Annotated in this window: 15 protein-coding genes; 9 read left to right on the top strand and 6 right to left on the bottom strand. The window is 38.1% G+C overall.

All coding sequences use genetic code 11. The features are described 5' to 3' along the window. Position 1 precedes the first annotated feature (1 nt). Together devC and AsFPU1_RS17805 are read left to right on the top strand one after the other, a co-directional pair. Positions 2-1,171: an ABC transporter permease DevC gene (gene devC, locus AsFPU1_RS17810; protein WP_124974381.1), complete on the top strand. Its 1,170-nt coding sequence runs from the start codon at positions 2-4 to the stop codon at positions 1,169-1,171. 112 nt (positions 1,172-1,283) lie between these two features. Beyond that, a complete protein-coding gene (locus AsFPU1_RS17805; protein ID WP_124974379.1) occupies positions 1,284-2,624 on the top strand; it encodes an ABC exporter membrane fusion protein in 1,341 nt (446 codons plus the stop codon). Between the two features lie 60 nt (positions 2,625-2,684). Here the strand turns inward: AsFPU1_RS17805 and AsFPU1_RS17800 are convergent, their stop codons facing one another. Together AsFPU1_RS17800 and AsFPU1_RS23185 are read right to left on the bottom strand one after the other, a co-directional pair. Continuing rightward, positions 2,685-3,293: a Uma2 family endonuclease gene (locus tag AsFPU1_RS17800; protein ID WP_124974377.1), complete on the bottom strand. Its 609-nt coding sequence runs from the start codon at positions 3,291-3,293 to the stop codon at positions 2,685-2,687. 96 nt (positions 3,294-3,389) lie between these two features. Further along, positions 3,390-4,160: a PEP-CTERM sorting domain-containing protein gene (locus tag AsFPU1_RS23185; RefSeq protein ID WP_227873496.1), complete on the bottom strand. Its 771-nt coding sequence runs from the start codon at positions 4,158-4,160 to the stop codon at positions 3,390-3,392. A gap of 527 nt (positions 4,161-4,687) precedes the next feature. Between AsFPU1_RS23185 and rimK the strand changes: the two genes are divergently transcribed. After that, entirely contained in the window at positions 4,688-5,593 is a 906-nt protein-coding gene (gene rimK, locus AsFPU1_RS17790; RefSeq protein WP_124974375.1) for a 30S ribosomal protein S6--L-glutamate ligase, read from the top strand. Between the two features lie 191 nt (positions 5,594-5,784). On the opposite strand, the gene AsFPU1_RS17785 is transcribed toward rimK, so the two are convergent. The 3 genes from AsFPU1_RS17785 to AsFPU1_RS17775 form a co-directional block, all read right to left on the bottom strand. Further along, positions 5,785-7,185, bottom strand: a complete 1,401-nt coding sequence (locus AsFPU1_RS17785) for a M23 family metallopeptidase (RefSeq protein WP_124974373.1) — start codon at positions 7,183-7,185, stop codon at positions 5,785-5,787. A gap of 265 nt (positions 7,186-7,450) precedes the next feature. Further along, positions 7,451-8,080, bottom strand: coding sequence for a tRNA (adenosine(37)-N6)-threonylcarbamoyltransferase complex dimerization subunit type 1 TsaB (gene tsaB, locus AsFPU1_RS17780; protein WP_124974371.1), 630 nt, complete (start codon positions 8,078-8,080; stop codon positions 7,451-7,453). A gap of 240 nt (positions 8,081-8,320) precedes the next feature. Next, positions 8,321-9,445 carry a site-2 protease family protein gene (locus tag AsFPU1_RS17775; RefSeq protein WP_124974369.1) on the bottom strand — a complete coding sequence of 375 codons (1,125 nt, stop codon included), beginning with the start codon at positions 9,443-9,445 and terminating at the stop codon, positions 8,321-8,323. 227 nt (positions 9,446-9,672) lie between these two features. Between AsFPU1_RS17775 and argF the strand changes: the two genes are divergently transcribed. From argF to AsFPU1_RS17745, 6 genes are all read left to right on the top strand, one after another. Beyond that, entirely contained in the window at positions 9,673-10,593 is a 921-nt protein-coding gene (argF, locus tag AsFPU1_RS17770) for an ornithine carbamoyltransferase (RefSeq protein WP_124974367.1), read from the top strand. Positions 10,594-10,946: 353 nt separating this feature from the next. After that, the gene (gene lexA / locus AsFPU1_RS17765; protein ID WP_124974365.1) at positions 10,947-11,576 is read left to right on the top strand and encodes a transcriptional repressor LexA; all 630 of its coding nucleotides are present in this window, start codon (positions 10,947-10,949) and stop codon (positions 11,574-11,576) included. A 316-nt stretch (positions 11,577-11,892) separates the two neighbouring features. Beyond that, positions 11,893-12,552, top strand: a complete 660-nt coding sequence (locus tag AsFPU1_RS17760) for a nuclear transport factor 2 family protein (RefSeq protein WP_124974363.1) — start codon at positions 11,893-11,895, stop codon at positions 12,550-12,552. A gap of 203 nt (positions 12,553-12,755) precedes the next feature. Then, positions 12,756-13,544: an ABC transporter permease gene (locus AsFPU1_RS17755; protein WP_124974361.1), complete on the top strand. Its 789-nt coding sequence runs from the start codon at positions 12,756-12,758 to the stop codon at positions 13,542-13,544. A 38-nt stretch (positions 13,545-13,582) separates the two neighbouring features. Continuing rightward, complete coding sequence (locus AsFPU1_RS17750) at positions 13,583-15,664, top strand: acylase (RefSeq protein WP_124974359.1); 2,082 nt, start codon at positions 13,583-13,585, stop codon at positions 15,662-15,664. Positions 15,665-15,708: 44 nt separating this feature from the next. Next, positions 15,709-16,035 carry an ArsR/SmtB family transcription factor gene (locus AsFPU1_RS17745; RefSeq protein ID WP_124974452.1) on the top strand — a complete coding sequence of 109 codons (327 nt, stop codon included), beginning with the start codon at positions 15,709-15,711 and terminating at the stop codon, positions 16,033-16,035. 37 nt (positions 16,036-16,072) lie between these two features. On the opposite strand, the gene AsFPU1_RS17740 is transcribed toward AsFPU1_RS17745, so the two are convergent. Beyond that, entirely contained in the window at positions 16,073-16,453 is a 381-nt protein-coding gene (locus AsFPU1_RS17740; RefSeq protein ID WP_124974357.1) for a hypothetical protein, read from the bottom strand. Positions 16,454-16,516: the final 63 nt, after the last annotated feature.

Below are 16,516 nucleotides of genomic sequence, written 5' to 3'. Positions count from 1 at the left end.
TATGAGATTTAAACTTCCCACTGCTTGGCTACAACTCAAACACAAAAAAATGCGGCTATTAGTAGCACTTGCTGGCGTTATTTTTGCTGTTGTCATAGTTTTTGTTCAATTTGGACTAAAGCATAGTTTATTTGAAAGTGCAGTACGCTTTCATCAATCATTACAAGGAGATGTTTTTTTAATTAGCCCTAAATCCAATGCTTTAATCGGGATGGAAGCTTTTAATAATCGTCGTTTATGGCAAACATTAGCTTTTAAAGAAGTGGATTTTATTAGTCCAATTTATCTAGGTTTTGCTCAGTGGCAAAATCCTCAAGACAAAAAATATTGGCGTAAAATTTTTATTATTGGCATTGATCCAAGACACTCAGTTTTAAATCTGTCAGGTATGGAAAACAACCGATACAAGTTAAAAATCCCGGAAAATATATTATTCGATCAAAATTCTCGATCTGAATTTGGTTCCATTATTTCCTCTGTTAAAGAAAAGGGGAAAGTCTCTACCCAACTCACTCAGACCGGTCAAACGATAAAAATTAACGTAGTAGGTTTATTTGAATTAGGAACTTCTTTTGGGGCAGATGGTAATATTTTAACCAGTGATGTTAATTTTTTAAGAATTTTTAATAAACGTCCTAAAACGGATATTGATGTCGGATTAATTAAATTGAAATCAGGTGTTAATACTGAACAATTCACTCGTAAACTCAGAGCATACTTACCCAAAGATGTAAACGTTTTATCAAAACAAGAATATATAGAATTTGAGCAAAATTACTGGAATAGTAGTACACCAATTGGGTTTATTTTCAATTTAGGAATTGTTTTAGGAATTGTTGTCGGAATCGTTGTTGTTTATCAAATTCTTTATAGCAATGTATCAGAACATCTTTCTGAATATGCCACATTAAAAGCCATTGGTTATCGTAACAATTATCTATTATCAATGATTTTACAGCAAGCTACATTTATCGCAGTTTTAGGTTATATCCCTGGATTCCTGCTATCAATGATAATTTACGAAGTAGCGAAAAAAGCGACATTTTTACCTATTTTTATGACGCTTCAAAGAGCAATTTTTGTCTTTATTTTAACCCTCATGATGTGTTTCATTGCTGGTGTAACAGCTATTAAAAAGTTAAAAGAAGCTGACCCTGCCGATATTTTTTGATCTCCATTTACCACTTCTTAACAAAATTGTAGTTAAATGTGGATTTTAGGGCATTCTATTAGGTGATGCGGTCAACTAAATCTATCTTGTCAGAAATCCAGGAGAGCAACTTATGCTAGGAAACCCAGGAAAGTCGTTATATCAGGGAAAGCCAGAGACAACACAAAACCAAAAACTACCCCGATTTTTATGGCTGATGGCCTTTACTGGATGGGGGACACTGTTTGCCATCGGTTTCTTCTTCTATGGTATGCCTCTGATGCGCCAACAACTGGCCCAGTCTTCCCCCTCTCCCCTATCCCCAGAGAGTCAAACACCTTCTGGAGTAGCAGCATTAGGCTATTTAGAACCTAAAGGAGAAACTATCAAAGTGTCTGCTCCCGCTTTTCAAGAAGGGGCGCGGATCAATCAATTGCTAGTTCAACGGGGAGATCAAGTTAAAGTCAATCAACTCATTGCCATTCTTGATAGCCGCGATCGCTTTCAATCAGCTTTAGAACAAGCTAAAACCCAGGTAAGGATAGCTCAGGCTAATTTAGCTAAAGTGAAAGCAGGAGCTAAACAAGGGGATATTAACGCCCAAAATGCCAGATTTTTAGGTACTCAAGCAGAGTTAGAAGGACAAATGGCCGTACAGCGATCTACCATTGCTAACCTAGAAGCCCAATTACTCGGAGAGGGAAATACCCAACAAGCCACCATTGAGCGATTAAAAGCAGAATTACGCAATAATACGACTGAATGCCAACGCTATCAAACATTACATCAAGATGGAGCAGTATCGGTGCAAGAATATGATCGGGTGTGTTTACAACAGGAAATTACCCAAAAACAATTACAAGAAGCCGAAGCCAATCTAGAACGCATTATTAGCACCTTACAAGACCAAATTAATGCAGCTAAAGCTAATCTGAATCGTACCATTACCACCCTTCAGACACAAATTGCAGAAAATCAAGCTATGCTTAGTTCTGTTTCTGAAGTGCGCCCTGTGGATATACAAGTGGCTCAAAGTCAACTGGCATCTGCTCAAGTTGCGGTTAAACAAGCGGAAGCTAATTTAGCCTTTGCTTACGTGAAGGCCCCTAGAGCAGGTCAAATCCTAAAAGTCCATACTTGGCCAGGAGAAATGATTCAAGATCACGGCATTGTCGAATTAGGAGAAACTGCACAAATGTATGTCACAGCAGAGGTTTATGAAAGTGATGTAACACGAGTACGTCAGGGACAAACCACTACCATTACCACCTATGGCGTTGCCGGGGAGTTACAAGGAAGGGTTGAAGAAATTGGGTTACAGGTTGATAAACAAAAAGTGTTAGGAACTGAGCCAACTGCTGATACAGATGCTAGAGTAGTAGAAGTTAAAATCCGCCTCAACCCCAAAGATAGTCAACGGGTTGCCCAATTAACCAACTTACAAGTAAATGTCATTATTGACACTTCCAAGTGAGAGGGAGGTAGTTCTGTAGCTATCCATTTATTTTGTTGACAAAATATGTTTAATCAATCTTTACGTAAATATTCGTCTTAGATTGAGAACAAACCCAGGCAGTACATCCTCCCCAGACAGTTCAGTGGGATTTGCCAACAATTCTACATCCCTACCAGGGCGATAAATCTCAACCCGTCTGTTCTGGGGGTCAATTAACCATCCCAGACTGGCTCCATTATCAAGGTATTCTAGCATCTTGGCTTGTAGTTTCGAGAGGCTGTCGGATTCAGAGCGCAATTCGACCACAAAATCTGGACAAAGGGCAACAAAGCCTTTTCGCTGTTGGGGAGTAAGTAATTGCCAACGTTTGCGACTAACCCAGGAAGCATCAGGAGATCGATTCGCCCCGTTGGGTAGCTTAAATCCAGTGGAAGAGTCAAAGCCTTCTCCTAAATCCTCCTGTTCTTCACACCAACGATTAAGTTGCCCAGTAATGCTAAAATTTCTTCGACCTGATTCCCCTCCCGTGGGTGGATTCAAGATTAATTCTCCTTCTGCTGTACGTTCTAGGTTTAAGTCACGGTTCGCTGCTGCGAGTGCCTCGAACTGTTCTGGAGTAACGTGAAGGGCGATCGCACTTGGTAACTCAAGGGATAGGGTTTCTGGTTGGGTTGGTGTTTGTAGCATCTTTACTTCACTTCCATCATAAAGATGGATTCTAGTTGTTGAATCTCCGCGCAATAAATTGACACGAAGATTCAAGGCCAGAGTTAGCAACTTAACCTAAGCGGCTTTATCACCTTTTTTTGTTTTAGAGATTTTGCGCTTAAAGAAAGAGCCAAACCCAAAGGCTGCTCCTGCTCCTAACATGGTTAGGGGTTCAGGAACAACAGTGGTCTGACCAGAATAGCTTGTAAGAAAGCCGTTAGTTCTGCGTGCTCGTCTGATAACTTCGAGAGCATCGATGCCACTGATAGGTTGAGAGATGTTAACTGTTCCACTAAACGTCTGACCATCGATGTGGTAAATTCCATTGAAACTAAATTGAGCTACGGCAGAATTGGGCGATGTAGATTGGAAGACAACGCTTGTGAGTGTGGTTGCATCAAATGTATCCATAACGGCATCCCCACCCGTCGGATCAAAATCAAGGAATGCAGTGATATTAACAGGTAGATTTAAGTTTAGTCGCTCACCTTGTCCTAAGAAAGGTAGAACAAAGTCTTTTATTCTGCCACCTCTAGCACTAGAGAAAGAGTTGGTGGGATCGGGTTGACTGTTATCTACTTTGAACTCGCCATATCCAGAACCTGATGGGGGCAAAAAGTCAAAAGTACTTACTTCGGGGACTAAAGAACCATCATTCGCGCCACCAGAAGCGTCACAAACACCAGCGAAACCAACAACGGGACAAGTACTAGCCGCCAAAAACTTAACCCTTACTCCTGAAGCACCGACGTTTACAACTGGTGAAAAAGCAGCAGTTGAGTCAGGGGGAGGGGGAGTTAAAATTCCAGCTTGGGCAGTACCAACACCGGATACAGCACTAAGCATAATACCGGAAAATACTACAACCGGCTTCAGTAAATTTTTCATCTTTAAATTTTTGCTCCTACAGTACATTTTAAGTGAATACACTAATCAATATAAAAATAAATTTCATAATTGTCAAGGGTAATCTCAATTTTTTTGATCATACGTACTAAATAGCAATAAATTAAATATTTAAGTTGCCAAAAGCATTGCTATAAAAGGAATTTGTCATAACTTTCGTGTTGCTTAAGACATTTTTTCCTCTGATAATTTGAGTTAATATCTCTCATATCTCATCAATGTATAAGTTAATGTATACGATGTATAAGTTAATGTATAAGATAATGTATACAATAACAAATCACTAAGATTTACATTGATAAATTATTCTAGGTTCATAGTTCCATTTTTTAAGATGAGTTCTTATGTTCTGAGCCATAAGGTATGATCTCCTGATAGAATTACCGAGGCTGTTGCCTTTAACCTCTGTGATGTTTGATGGGTTGGAATTTCGTTAAGGGTTTTAACGATTAAAATTAAGGAAAACGATGAAAATCGCCATTTTATCTCAAGATGCCTCGTTATACTCTACTAAAAGACTCAAAGAAGCTGGAGAAGCCTTAGGCCATGAAATGCGGGTGATTAATTACTTACGCTGTTACATGAACATTACTTCCCATAAACCCGCCGTTTTTTACAATGGTCAGCCCTTAGAAAGTGTTGATGTGGTGATTCCTCGTATTGCTGCCTCTAAGACCTTTTACGGCACTGCTGTAGTGCGTCAGTTTGAAGTTATGGGGGTGTTCAGTGCCAATGAATCCCAGGCGATTTCCCGTTCTCGTGACAAACTACGCTGTTTACAACTTTTGGCCCGGGATGGTATAGGTTTACCTGTCACTGGGTTTGCCCATGCTACCCAAGATATTGAAGGGTTGTTAGAATCAGTTGGGGGTGCGCCTGTAGTCATTAAACTATTAGAAGGCACTCAAGGTATTGGGGTCGTTTTAGCCGAAACCCATCAAGCCGCTAAGTCTGTCATTGAAGCTTTTCGTCAGTTAGATGCTAATATTTTAGTACAAGAATTTATTAAAGAAGCGGCCGGGGTTGATATTCGCTGTTTTGTCATTGGGGGCAAAGTGGTGGCCGCCATGAAACGTCAAGGGGCCGAAGGTGACTTTAGATCTAATTTACACAGGGGGGGACAAGCTTCTACCATTAAACTCACCCCTGAAGAACGCAGTACCGCCATTCGAGCCGCTAAATCTATGGGGTTAAGGGTGGCCGGGGTTGATATGTTACGCTCTAATCATGGGCCAGTGGTCATGGAAGTCAATTCTTCTCCTGGTTTAGAGGGTATTGAAGCTGCATCAGGTGTAGATGTGGCCACCAAAATTATCGAATTTTTAGAGAAAAATGCTCCTTTAGAGAATACCCGCGATCGCATTCAGGGGTGATGGGGTGATGGAGTGATGAGAAACAATTTTAATCCCCCAAAAACCAAATTCTTTTAAGTTGCCCATTAAACTACCTTATGTCGAACTCAGGCATCTAGCATTGTAAACATTACTTAATTGAAAAAATACCTCAAAACTTTTGTTAACAAACATTTTGAGGTATTTACAAAAGTTAACACAATCATCAAGATTTATCCTTCAGACTTGGGAGTTTGTTGGGCCAACTGCATGGAACGCATTAAATTATCTAAAGCATATTCTAAATGAACTCCAGCATCCACAGCGACCCAACCTTGCTCAGTTAAGTGTCGCCATTCAAAATGAAGATGAGGCCCCGTAGAATAACCTGTACTTCCAACTCGTCCGATGACCGTTCCTTGTTCCACCGTTTCACCAGGTTGGACATAAACCTCAGATAAGTGTGCATAACGCGACTCTTGGGTTCCTTCTAAGTGACGTAACACCACCATTAACCCATAACCCCCACTCCAGTCGGCCATGGCCACTTCTCCAGCATAAGCCGCTAAAACTGGTGTTCCTAAAGGCGCACCAATATCTGTTCCTTGGTGTATTCGACCCGTCCCGGCAATGGGATGAACCCGCCAACCAAAGGCCGATGTAATACTAGCAACGATAGGGATAGGATAGATTAAATCGGTTTTAGCTTGAGCTTGGGGGACATTTTGCCCTTGATAGGCAGCATAAAGAGTGGCTGAGCGATTATAACGAGGAACTGGTTCTAGTCCAATAGATAATCCTTGTCGAGTAACAGGTTGTAAGCTTACTACTTGGTCTGAGGTAATAGGTTGAGATTTCAGACGTAGGGGTTGTATAGTAACAGGAGAACGTTGTACCATTCCGACCGACGGATAAGCTTGAGCCAGTCGTACTGGAGAGTTTACCTGACGGGTAGCTAAGTTAACCCGACGAGGGGTGAAAGCTTCGTTATATCTGGGAGTCGGTTGGGCCTTGGCCACTCTTCCACAACCCCCTTGGGATAACTGTCCGTTTTGGGAAATGGTTTGACATCCACTGCCTCGCTCTGTCAGAATTACTTTACTTGGAGAACCACCATAAGATGTAGTATCAATATAGCTATTTTTTCCTTGACTGATGCCAGAAGGAGCGAGTTGAATGGTTTGGGGTGAAATCGGGGCTACCGTCTGATTTAGCAGAACAGGATTATTAGCTTTCGGAGCAGTTGGGGGTAAAATTTTAGGGGCCGCCAGTTTAACTCTAGAGATGGGGGCCACTCTTTGTTGAAAACCCGAAGGTTTGGGGGAGAATTTAGGAACATCTGGTTTAGCAACTGTATCTGATATGACAGGTTTAGTGGCTGGAGAGCTATTAAAATTTTGATAAACAGAGGCTTTAGGAACTTTCACCGGACTCGAAGGTGCTGATTCAAATTTTGGTGCAGGAGCGGCCGTATCAGGAATGACTAAAATGTCAGTCGAAGCGATCGCTTGTGTCCATCCTAAGCCACTGGTCACAATACTAACACCACTAATTAAGCTTAAGCTTTGTTTAAGAAAACGACGTTTAAGATATTTTACTATGGGATGGTTTCCCGGTGAAGATAGTTGATTCATTGGTGGTATCACTTCTCACAATTCAATAGTTATCAGCATACTACATTCAAAGCCTATTAGTTAATATGTAGGGGCATGGCATTTGTAATATTCGCCAATAAAATTATAATCTTTAACATGGTGGGTTACGACGCGCCCTAAATCTTATTAATTTTCCCTCAAAATCGTTGCCGCGTCTAACCCACCCTACGAATCTACGAAATATCAGTTTTACTTATCGCCATAAGTACATAAGATTTGATTCTATCGAACCTGTCTGAAAATCTTAATTAACGGTTACTGACATTCCATAAAAGGGCATAATTTCTGACCAGTGGGGAGATTCTCCCTGTTGCCACTGATTATACCCTAATTCTAATAAACTCTGAACAGTTATGCCTAATTGCTCAGAGGCTATGGCCGGGGGATGACTAATTATTGATTTTTCTAAGGTTTGTTGCCAAGTTTCAGGGGTCATAACCTGATCTTCTAGATATGTTATCAATTTTTTTTCATCGCTTGTTAGCTGATAAATGGCTACATATAATTTGCCTTGTGATGCTTTCATTTGTACGGGAATCAAACCATGAGGAGAATAATTATCTTTTTGTGACCAAGCAAAAGCTTTTAAAGTGGAAATACCCAATAAAGGTAAGTTTAATTGTTGTGCTAAGGTACGGGCTGTAACAACTCCGATACGAGTGCTGGTAAAACTTCCTGGCCCTTTAGCAACTACAATATATTCTAAATTTTGCCAAGTTTTCGGTTTGATAAATTCTTGTAAATGAAGATGTAAATAATTGGATAATTCCCGATCTATATCCCAAGTTTGATAAGTTATTTCACCTAAAAAATTACTTAATCCTAGTCCTAACTGAGAACTTGTTGTATGAAGTGCAAGGCCATATAATTCCATCTTTTAGACTCCTTCAGCCTAAAGGCTGAGGCTATATAAACTAAGCCTAGCGACCTAGGCTTTTAATATTTAATATTAACAAATAAATTAGCCCGCGAAGGCGGGCTTTGTTTTGATAGCTACACATTTTAATGTGTCAACATCTGTGATTAATATTTAATATTAACAAATAAATTAGCCCGCGAAGGCGGGCTTTGTTTTGATAACTACACATTTCAATGTGTCAAAATCTTTTATCGGTTATGCTGTTTTAATTTGGGTTTGTTTTTGTTGTAAGAACCGAATAATTGAGCCTTTTTCTAGTAATCCTACAACTACTCCATTATCTCGAATTACTGTTAATTGTTGTTGCGGTTCTTTTTCTAGTAATTGAGCTACTTCTAACAGGGATTGATTAGCAGGAATAGTGCTTAAATTATCAATGGGTTGCAGAATTTCTTTAAGCATAATTTCTGTCCATTGAGAAGTAGGAACTTTCTTTAAAGATTCGATCTCCAGCACTCCTAATAATTCGCCCTCATTATTAGTAACAAGAAACTTTGTCCATTGATTTTTACCAATTACATAATCATTAACAAATTCTCTGACACTTAAATCTGCTGAGACAATAGGACTATTAGGAATAACCGCATCCTCGGCAGTATAACCATTTAAGGTATCTTGAATTTTAGCAGATTGGGCAGATAGTCCGGCATTTTGTAAGAGGAAAAAGCCAATTAATAATGTCCAAAAATTACCAATTTGACTAATTCCTAAAATCGCTAACCCACCAATAACAATGGCTAACCAACCAAATATTTGACCGATACGACTAGCAAAAATTACCCCTTTATTGGGATTACCTGTAATTTGCCAAACTAAAGATTTAACAATGTTACCACCGTCTAAAGGTAAGCCAGGAATTAAGTTAAATAATCCCAAAATTAAATTAATTGAAGCTAACAAAGAAAGAATGGCGGTTGCGGGTAAAGAAAAGGCAAAATTACTGAGAATTACGGTTAGTAAGGCAAATATTAATAAACTAACCCCTGGCCCAGCGATCGCTACTAAAAAAGCTTCTAAAGGAGTTTTAGATTCTTTCTCTAAACTGGCTAATCCACCAAACAAAAATAAAGTAATAGACTTGACTTCTATGCCTTGAGAAATAGCGACAAAACTATGACCTAATTCATGGGCAACCACAGACGCAAATAATAATAACGCTGTGATAAATCCTAAAATCCAAGGAACTATACCATTCAACTGTGGGAATAAAGCTAATTGTCCCCCATAACTCAAAGTAACTAATCCTAAGACTAAAAACCAAGAGGGATTAACATAAAAAGGAATGCCAAATAAAGTGCCGACTCGTATATTGTTATTCATCTGAATAACCTCCTATTTTATCAGGGAAATTTTAATCGTTTCACTGTTTGCTTAATCTCATTGTAACGAAATGTGAATTTTATGAAAAGCTAGAATTATAGTAAAACCCGTCAGCACAGGTTCGGTTATCAACAAAAATTATCAATTATGAATTATGAATTACGAATTAAGAGTGATGCTCAAGGTAGCCCATATAATAATATCCTTAATTTGATAAGAAAAAGACGATGACAAGCTTAATTGGACGGGATATCTTAGGAATTAGTGATCTCAGTAGGGTCGAAATGGTAGAGGTACTAGAATTAGCCGCCCTACTCAAAAGTGGACAGCGATCGCCCATGTGTCAAAAAGTCTTAGGACTTTTGTTTTATAAAGCCTCTACCCGTACCCGTGTTTCCTTTAGCGTGGCCATGTATCAGTTAGGGGGACAAGTAATTGATCTTAACCCCAGTGTAACCCAAGTAGGGAGAGGGGAACCCATTACCGACACCGCAAGAGTTTTAGATCGATATTTGGATATCCTCGCAGTTCGTACCTTTAAACAGGAAGACTTAGAAACCTTTGCCAAATACGCCAAAATTCCCATTATTAACGCCTTAAGTGACTTAGAACATCCCTGTCAGATTTTAGCGGATTTAATGACCATTCAGGAGTGTTTTGGACAACTTGAGGGGATGACCGTTACTTATCTTGGGGATGGTAACAATGTCGCCCATTCTTTGATTCTTGGGGGTGCTATAATGGGAATGAAAATCAGAGTTGCGACTCCTGAAGCTTATAAACCAGATCCGATGATCGTCGAAAAGGCAAAAAAATTAGGGGTGGAGGGGTTTGAAATTGTCCTCACAGATGACCCTATAGAAGCCGTTAAAGGCTCTCATGTGTTGTATACGGATGTTTGGGCTAGTATGGGGCAAGAAGCCTCCGCAGAGTCAAGAATTCCGATCTTTTCTCCCTATCAGGTAAATGAAGATTTGTTAAGCCATGCAGATCAAGATGCGATCGTTTTACACTGTTTACCAGCCCATCGTGGAGAAGAAATTACCGAGGAGGTAATCGAAGGGAAACACTCACGAGTATGGGATCAGGCAGAAAATCGGATGCACGCACAAAAAGCCTTAATGGTGAGTGTATTAGGTATTAAGTAAATAGTAACGTAGAATTATAGGACTATTGATTACATAGTAGGATAGAATTATCGAACTTAGCCTAGCTGTCCTATGAATTGTGTTTTTAGTGAGAGTAGTTCATGGATTGTTCCAACGGATGAAAAAAAACCTATAATTAATGGACAAACTATATCTAATAAAGTTTTTCAGGTTTTAGGTGCTTTCAAAGTGAATCCTTGTCTATATGTCAAAAAACAACAATTCTGATAAGTCAGGAAAATAAATTAGAAAAATTATGATTTTTTTGAAAAAAATGCTATGCTAAGTACTTATGTTCCGAGAATGGCTTTTATTGACTATTCTCACTATAGTCTCATAACTTGATTAAGATTATGGAATCCCTAACCCCTGCTCAACAAGAACTATACGACTGGTTAGTTCTCTACATTAACGAAAAACAACACGCTCCATCCATTCGTCAGATGATGAAAGCGATGAACTTACGTTCTCCTGCTCCCGTGCAAAGTCGTTTAGAACGACTACGAAACAAAGGCTATATTGATTGGACAGAAGGAAAAGCGCGTACCCTTCGCATTTTGCGTCCTCAACCTCAAGGTCTCACCATTTCGGGGGAGATCACCCCAGGAGGTTTAGTTGAACCCTTTGCAGAAGATCCAGAAAAGATTGATTTAGCCCCTATCTTCAAATTAGATAATCACTACGCTTTACGGGTAAAAGGCGATAGTATGATAGAAGACTTGATTACCGATGGTGATCTGGCTATTCTTCGCTCTCTGGCTGCCGATGAAGTCGTTACAGACGGGGATATCGTTTCCGCAATAATAGAAGGAGTAGGAACCACCATAAAACGTTTCTACCAAGAAGGAGAAACGGTTACTCTCAAAGCTTCTAATCCCAATCATCCTCCCATTGAGGTCAATATTAGCCAAGTTGAAATTCAAGGGGTTTTCGTCGGGGTGTGGCGAGGTTATAAAATGGAGTCAAAAGTTATCAATAGTTGACACAATAACCTATCACATCAGTGACCCTTAAACACTGATTTAGACTAGGGGCTTAATATTATTAAGCCCCTATGTGCTAGAAGTCAGAAGTTCCTTCGGCGCAATTGCATAGAAGTCAGAAGTGGTAGGGGCTGGTTTTTAACAAAATTATCTAATTTTCACTAATATGTTAGATAAACCCGCCCGTACAAAGTTCCTTCGGCGCGAGTGCATTGGAAGTTCTTTACAAAAAATTTAGAGTTTTATTTAATTTCTTAACTCCAGTCATTCCTATAATTGAAGTCGCAACATAATTTCTGGATAAAGAGAGGTTTAAATGAGTAAAGATGGGTCAGCAGAATTACCCCTTTGGGTACAAGATCGTAATACAGTAATTACTCATGATGAAGGGGTAGAATGGCGTGAAGGAAAACGTCCTGACTATTCTCATACTGATGAATTTTTGCATAAAGAAAGTCAATATTCTCATCTAGAGGGATCTTTAGAAGCGATCGCTCAAAATTTAGTGAGAACTTTTGAGATGGAAGCGTCTAATAAGTCTAACCCTGAACAATGGATATCTATAGTAACAGATAAATTTCGTATGAGTAGTAATGGGGGGCCAGACTATACAGCGAAAGAAGTAGCAGAACAAGGAACTTATAATTTATTTATTGGTAATGCCAAAGAATATAGTGCTACGGAGGAAACTTTTGAATCCTCGTTTAAATTGTTTCATAATGCCTTTCCTAATGGGTTTCTTTGGGAATTAACTGAAGTCTTATCTGGGCCTCCTAATGTAACGTTTAAATGGCGACACTGGGGAACATTTAATGGCCCTTATAAAGATCATCAACCAACGGGAGAAACTATTGAAATTTTGGGACTTAGTATTGCCAGAGTTACTGATGATTTAAAAATTATTTCTATTGAGCATTATTTTGATAATAGTTCTTTTTTGCATAAATTAACTAAAGGTTGTCCTTTTTCTCATTAAATACCCCAAAGCTGACACCTTGAAAGGTGCAGCTACTAAGACAAAGCCCGCCTTCGCGGGCTGAGTTATTTGTTAATATTACATATAGGCTGACACCTTGAAAGGTGCAGCTATTAAAACAAAGCCCGCCTTCGCGGGCTGAGTTATTTGTTAATATTAGATATATAATGTTAAATTAAAAGTTATTAACTCATTATTTATCAATGAAGTGGCCACTTAAAAAAATCCTAATTCTACTTTCTGTTTATTATGCCTATATGATAGAATATCGGGCTGAAATATTTTTTTGGGTTTTATCTGGTTCTTTACCAATTATTTTAATGGGTGTGTGGATAGAAGCGGCACAAAGAGGAAATTTTAACTTAAATTCTGTGGAATTTGCTCGTTATTTTTTCGCCGTTTTTCAAATTAGACAATTTACGAATATTTGGGTTATTTGGGAGTTTGAAAAAGAAGTTTTAGAAGGTCAATTATCTTTTAAATTATTATATCCTTTTGATCCAGCTTGGCATCATGTAGCTAGACATATTGCGGAAAAAATGACCCGTTTTCCCATAGCTATTCTGTTAACTATCTTATTCTTTAGTTTATATCCTCAAGCTGTTTGGATACCTAGTTTTACTGGAATTATTTTTTGTTTAATTACTATTGTTCTCTCTTTTACTTTACGGTTTTTGATTCAATACACCCTATCTATGTTTGCTTTTTGGACAGAACGAGCAACTGCGCTTCAACAATTTTGGTTTTTATTTGATATTTTTTTATCAGGAATTACAGCACCATTAGACGTATTTCCACCTATGATAAAAGAGATAGTTATGTGGACACCTTTTCCTTATACGGTTTATTTTCCGGCTGCTTTATTGATAGGTTTACCCGTTAATTTAGTTAGGGGATTTTTCATGATGATAGCTTGGATTGTTATCTTTTTTATCTTAAATCGTTGGTTATGGAAACGTGGATTAGCTGAATATTCAGGCATGGGAGCATGATTAATTATACCACAAAATTGATATTATTACAAGCAAAAATGACTAGATTTATCGCCATTGTATTAACTACTATTTTAATCATTACCCTTACCTTTAATGTGCCAATTATGGGAACTAATAATAGCGAAATACTTTGGGATACTTGGGGCGTTCCTCATATTTATGCCTCAGATTCAACCAGTTTATTTAAAGCATTTGGTTGGGCGCAAACTAAGAGTCATGGTAACTTAATTTTGCGTTTATATGGACAAGCTAGGGGCAAAGCTGCCGAATATTGGGGTATTAATTATCTAGAATCTGATCAATATGTTACAACCATGGGCATTTCAGTTAGGGCGCAACAATGGTATGAACAACAAACCCCAGAAATTCGTCAGTATTTAGACAGTTTTGCTCAAGGAATTAACAATTATGTAGCTCAATATCCCCAGGAAATTAATGAAGATTTAAAAGTCGTTTTACCTATTACAGGAACCGACATTTTAGCCCATTTTCAACGAGTGATACACTTCCATTTTTTAACTAATCCTCAAGCGATCGCAGCAGGACAAATTATACCACCACAAGGGGGATCAAATGGTTGGGTAATTAGTCCTAAAAAATCAGCCAGTGGCAAAGCGATGTTATTAGCAAATCCCCATTTACCCTGGTCAGATTTTTATCTATGGTATGAAGCCCAATTAAATGCTCCTGGTGTTAATATGTATGGAGCCGCTTTAGTAGGAATGCCTATTTTAGCTCTTGGATTTAATGATAATTTAGGTTGGACTGTTACCGTTAATCCCATAGATGGGGCTGATACTTATCAATTAAAAATACAAGATGATGGTTATCTTTGGGAAGGAAAAGTTAAACAATTTGATACAGAAATTAAAAAATTAAAAATTCGTCAAACTAATGGTAATTATACAGAATTAGAATTTGGGGTTAAACATTCAGTTCAGGGGGTTATTACTCATCAAGATAAAGATTATGCTTATGCAGTAAAAATAGTAGGTTTAGATCGTCCTCATGGGTTTAAACAGTTATGGGAGATGGCAAAAGCCACTAATTTAGAAGAATTTGAAGCCGGATTAAAGCAATTACAAATACCCTTATTTAACTTTCTTTATGCGGATAAAAAAGGACAAATTTTCTATTTATTTAATGCTTTAGTGCCGATTAAATCTCAAGGAGATTGGCAATATTGGCAAAAAATAATCCCTGGAGATACCTCTGAAACCCTTTGGACTGATTACCATGCTTATGAAGATTTACCCCGTTTAGTTAATCCTGAAACGGGATGGTTACAAAATAGTAATGATCCACCTTGGTCTAATACATTTCCTCCCATTCTTAAAGCAGAAGATTTTCCCCCTTATCTTGCACCTCCTTCTTTGGGTTATGCTAAAAATATCTTGCGATCGCAGCGTTCAATTCAATTATTAATGGAGTCAGAAAAGCTGAGTTTTGATGAGATGATTAACAAGAAATTCTCCTCAGAATTATTAATGGCTGATCGGATTTTAAATATCTTAGTTTCTACTACCAAAGCATTAGCTAATCCTATCGGAATTGAAGCAGCAAAAGTATTAGAAAAATGGGATCATCAAACTAATGCTAATAGTCGCGGGGCGGTACTTTTTACATTATGGGCCTTAACCTTAGAATCAAAGGGCTTATTTTCTAAACCTTGGAACCCAGAAAATCCCCTAGAGACTCCTTCCGGTTTAGCTGATATTAACACTGCTTTAGGGGTTTTAGAAGGGGTTGCAGCTCAAGTTAAACTACTTTATGGTTCTTTAGATGTTCCTTGGGGAGAAGTGGTTAGAATGCGCGTAGGAAATCAAGATTTACCTGCTAATGGAGGCCCCGGAATTTTAGGGAGTTTTCAAGTTTTGAATATTCAAGCAACTGCTGATAAAAAATTTCAAGTTGTTTTTGGGGATAGTTTTATTGCGGCTGTAGAATTTTCTGATCCAATTCATGCTAAAGTATTAAATGTTTACGGTAATTCTACTCAACCTAATTCACCTCATGTCGGCGATCAATTATCTTTATATGCACAAGGAAAAATGCGCCCTGTGTGGAGAGATAAAGCAGAAATTGAACAACATTTAGAATTACTGGATAAATTATGAATTATGAATTATGAATTGTCCATTATCTATTGTCCATTATTCATATGTTTAATGAAATGCCAGTTACTACTGATTTAACCCTCATTTTATCAGGATTTCATGCCCTTTCTGACCCCATTAGATTGCAGATTTTAGAGTTATTACGCACTAAAGAATTATGTGTCTGTGATTTGTGTGAAATTCTTGATGTTAAACAATCTAAGCTATCTTTTCACCTCAAAACTCTTAAAGATTCACAATTAGTGCGATCGCGTCAAGAAGGCCGTTGGATTTATTATCGTTTAAATGTATCTCAATTTATTGCCTTAGAAGAATATTTATCTGACTATCAAAAATTTACTCAGATTTTACCCGCTAAATCTTGTGAATAATCGTAGAGGTAATTCATGAATTACCCCTACAAATGATTTAATGCGGTAGGTTAGGAAAATTCGGGAAAAATAACTTTATAACCCCTGTTCCAAAGGCCAAAACAAACCCAGCAGCAATGGAACGATTGATAAATTCTTGACTGTCTAACCGCTTATTAATTCCTTTGACTTCTGCATCAAGAGTTTTAATTTCTCCTTTGATTTCTGCATCAAGAGTTTTAATTTCTCCTTTGATTTCTGCATCAAGAGTTTTAATTTCTCCTTTGAGAGATTCAATAGCTACCTTAGTTTCTGTTCTAAAGTCACTCACCTCTTTCTGAAGGGTATCTAGCTTTTTATCAACATCCTTAATGCTTTGTTGAATGTCTTTTAAGACTTCTTCTAATGAGTAAGTCACTGTTATGGGGGTCTGAGTCACGGGTAAACTCCTATTAAGATAATTCCCTCTATTATATTTTCAATTTATTTCTAAATTATGGAA

It is taken from the genome of Aphanothece sacrum FPU1 (genome assembly GCF_003864295.1).
Classification (GTDB): domain Bacteria; phylum Cyanobacteriota; class Cyanobacteriia; order Cyanobacteriales; family Microcystaceae; genus Aphanothece_B; species Aphanothece_B sacrum.
Note: the sequence above shows the minus strand (reverse complement) of the source record. Positions and strands in the feature narration are given on the sequence as shown.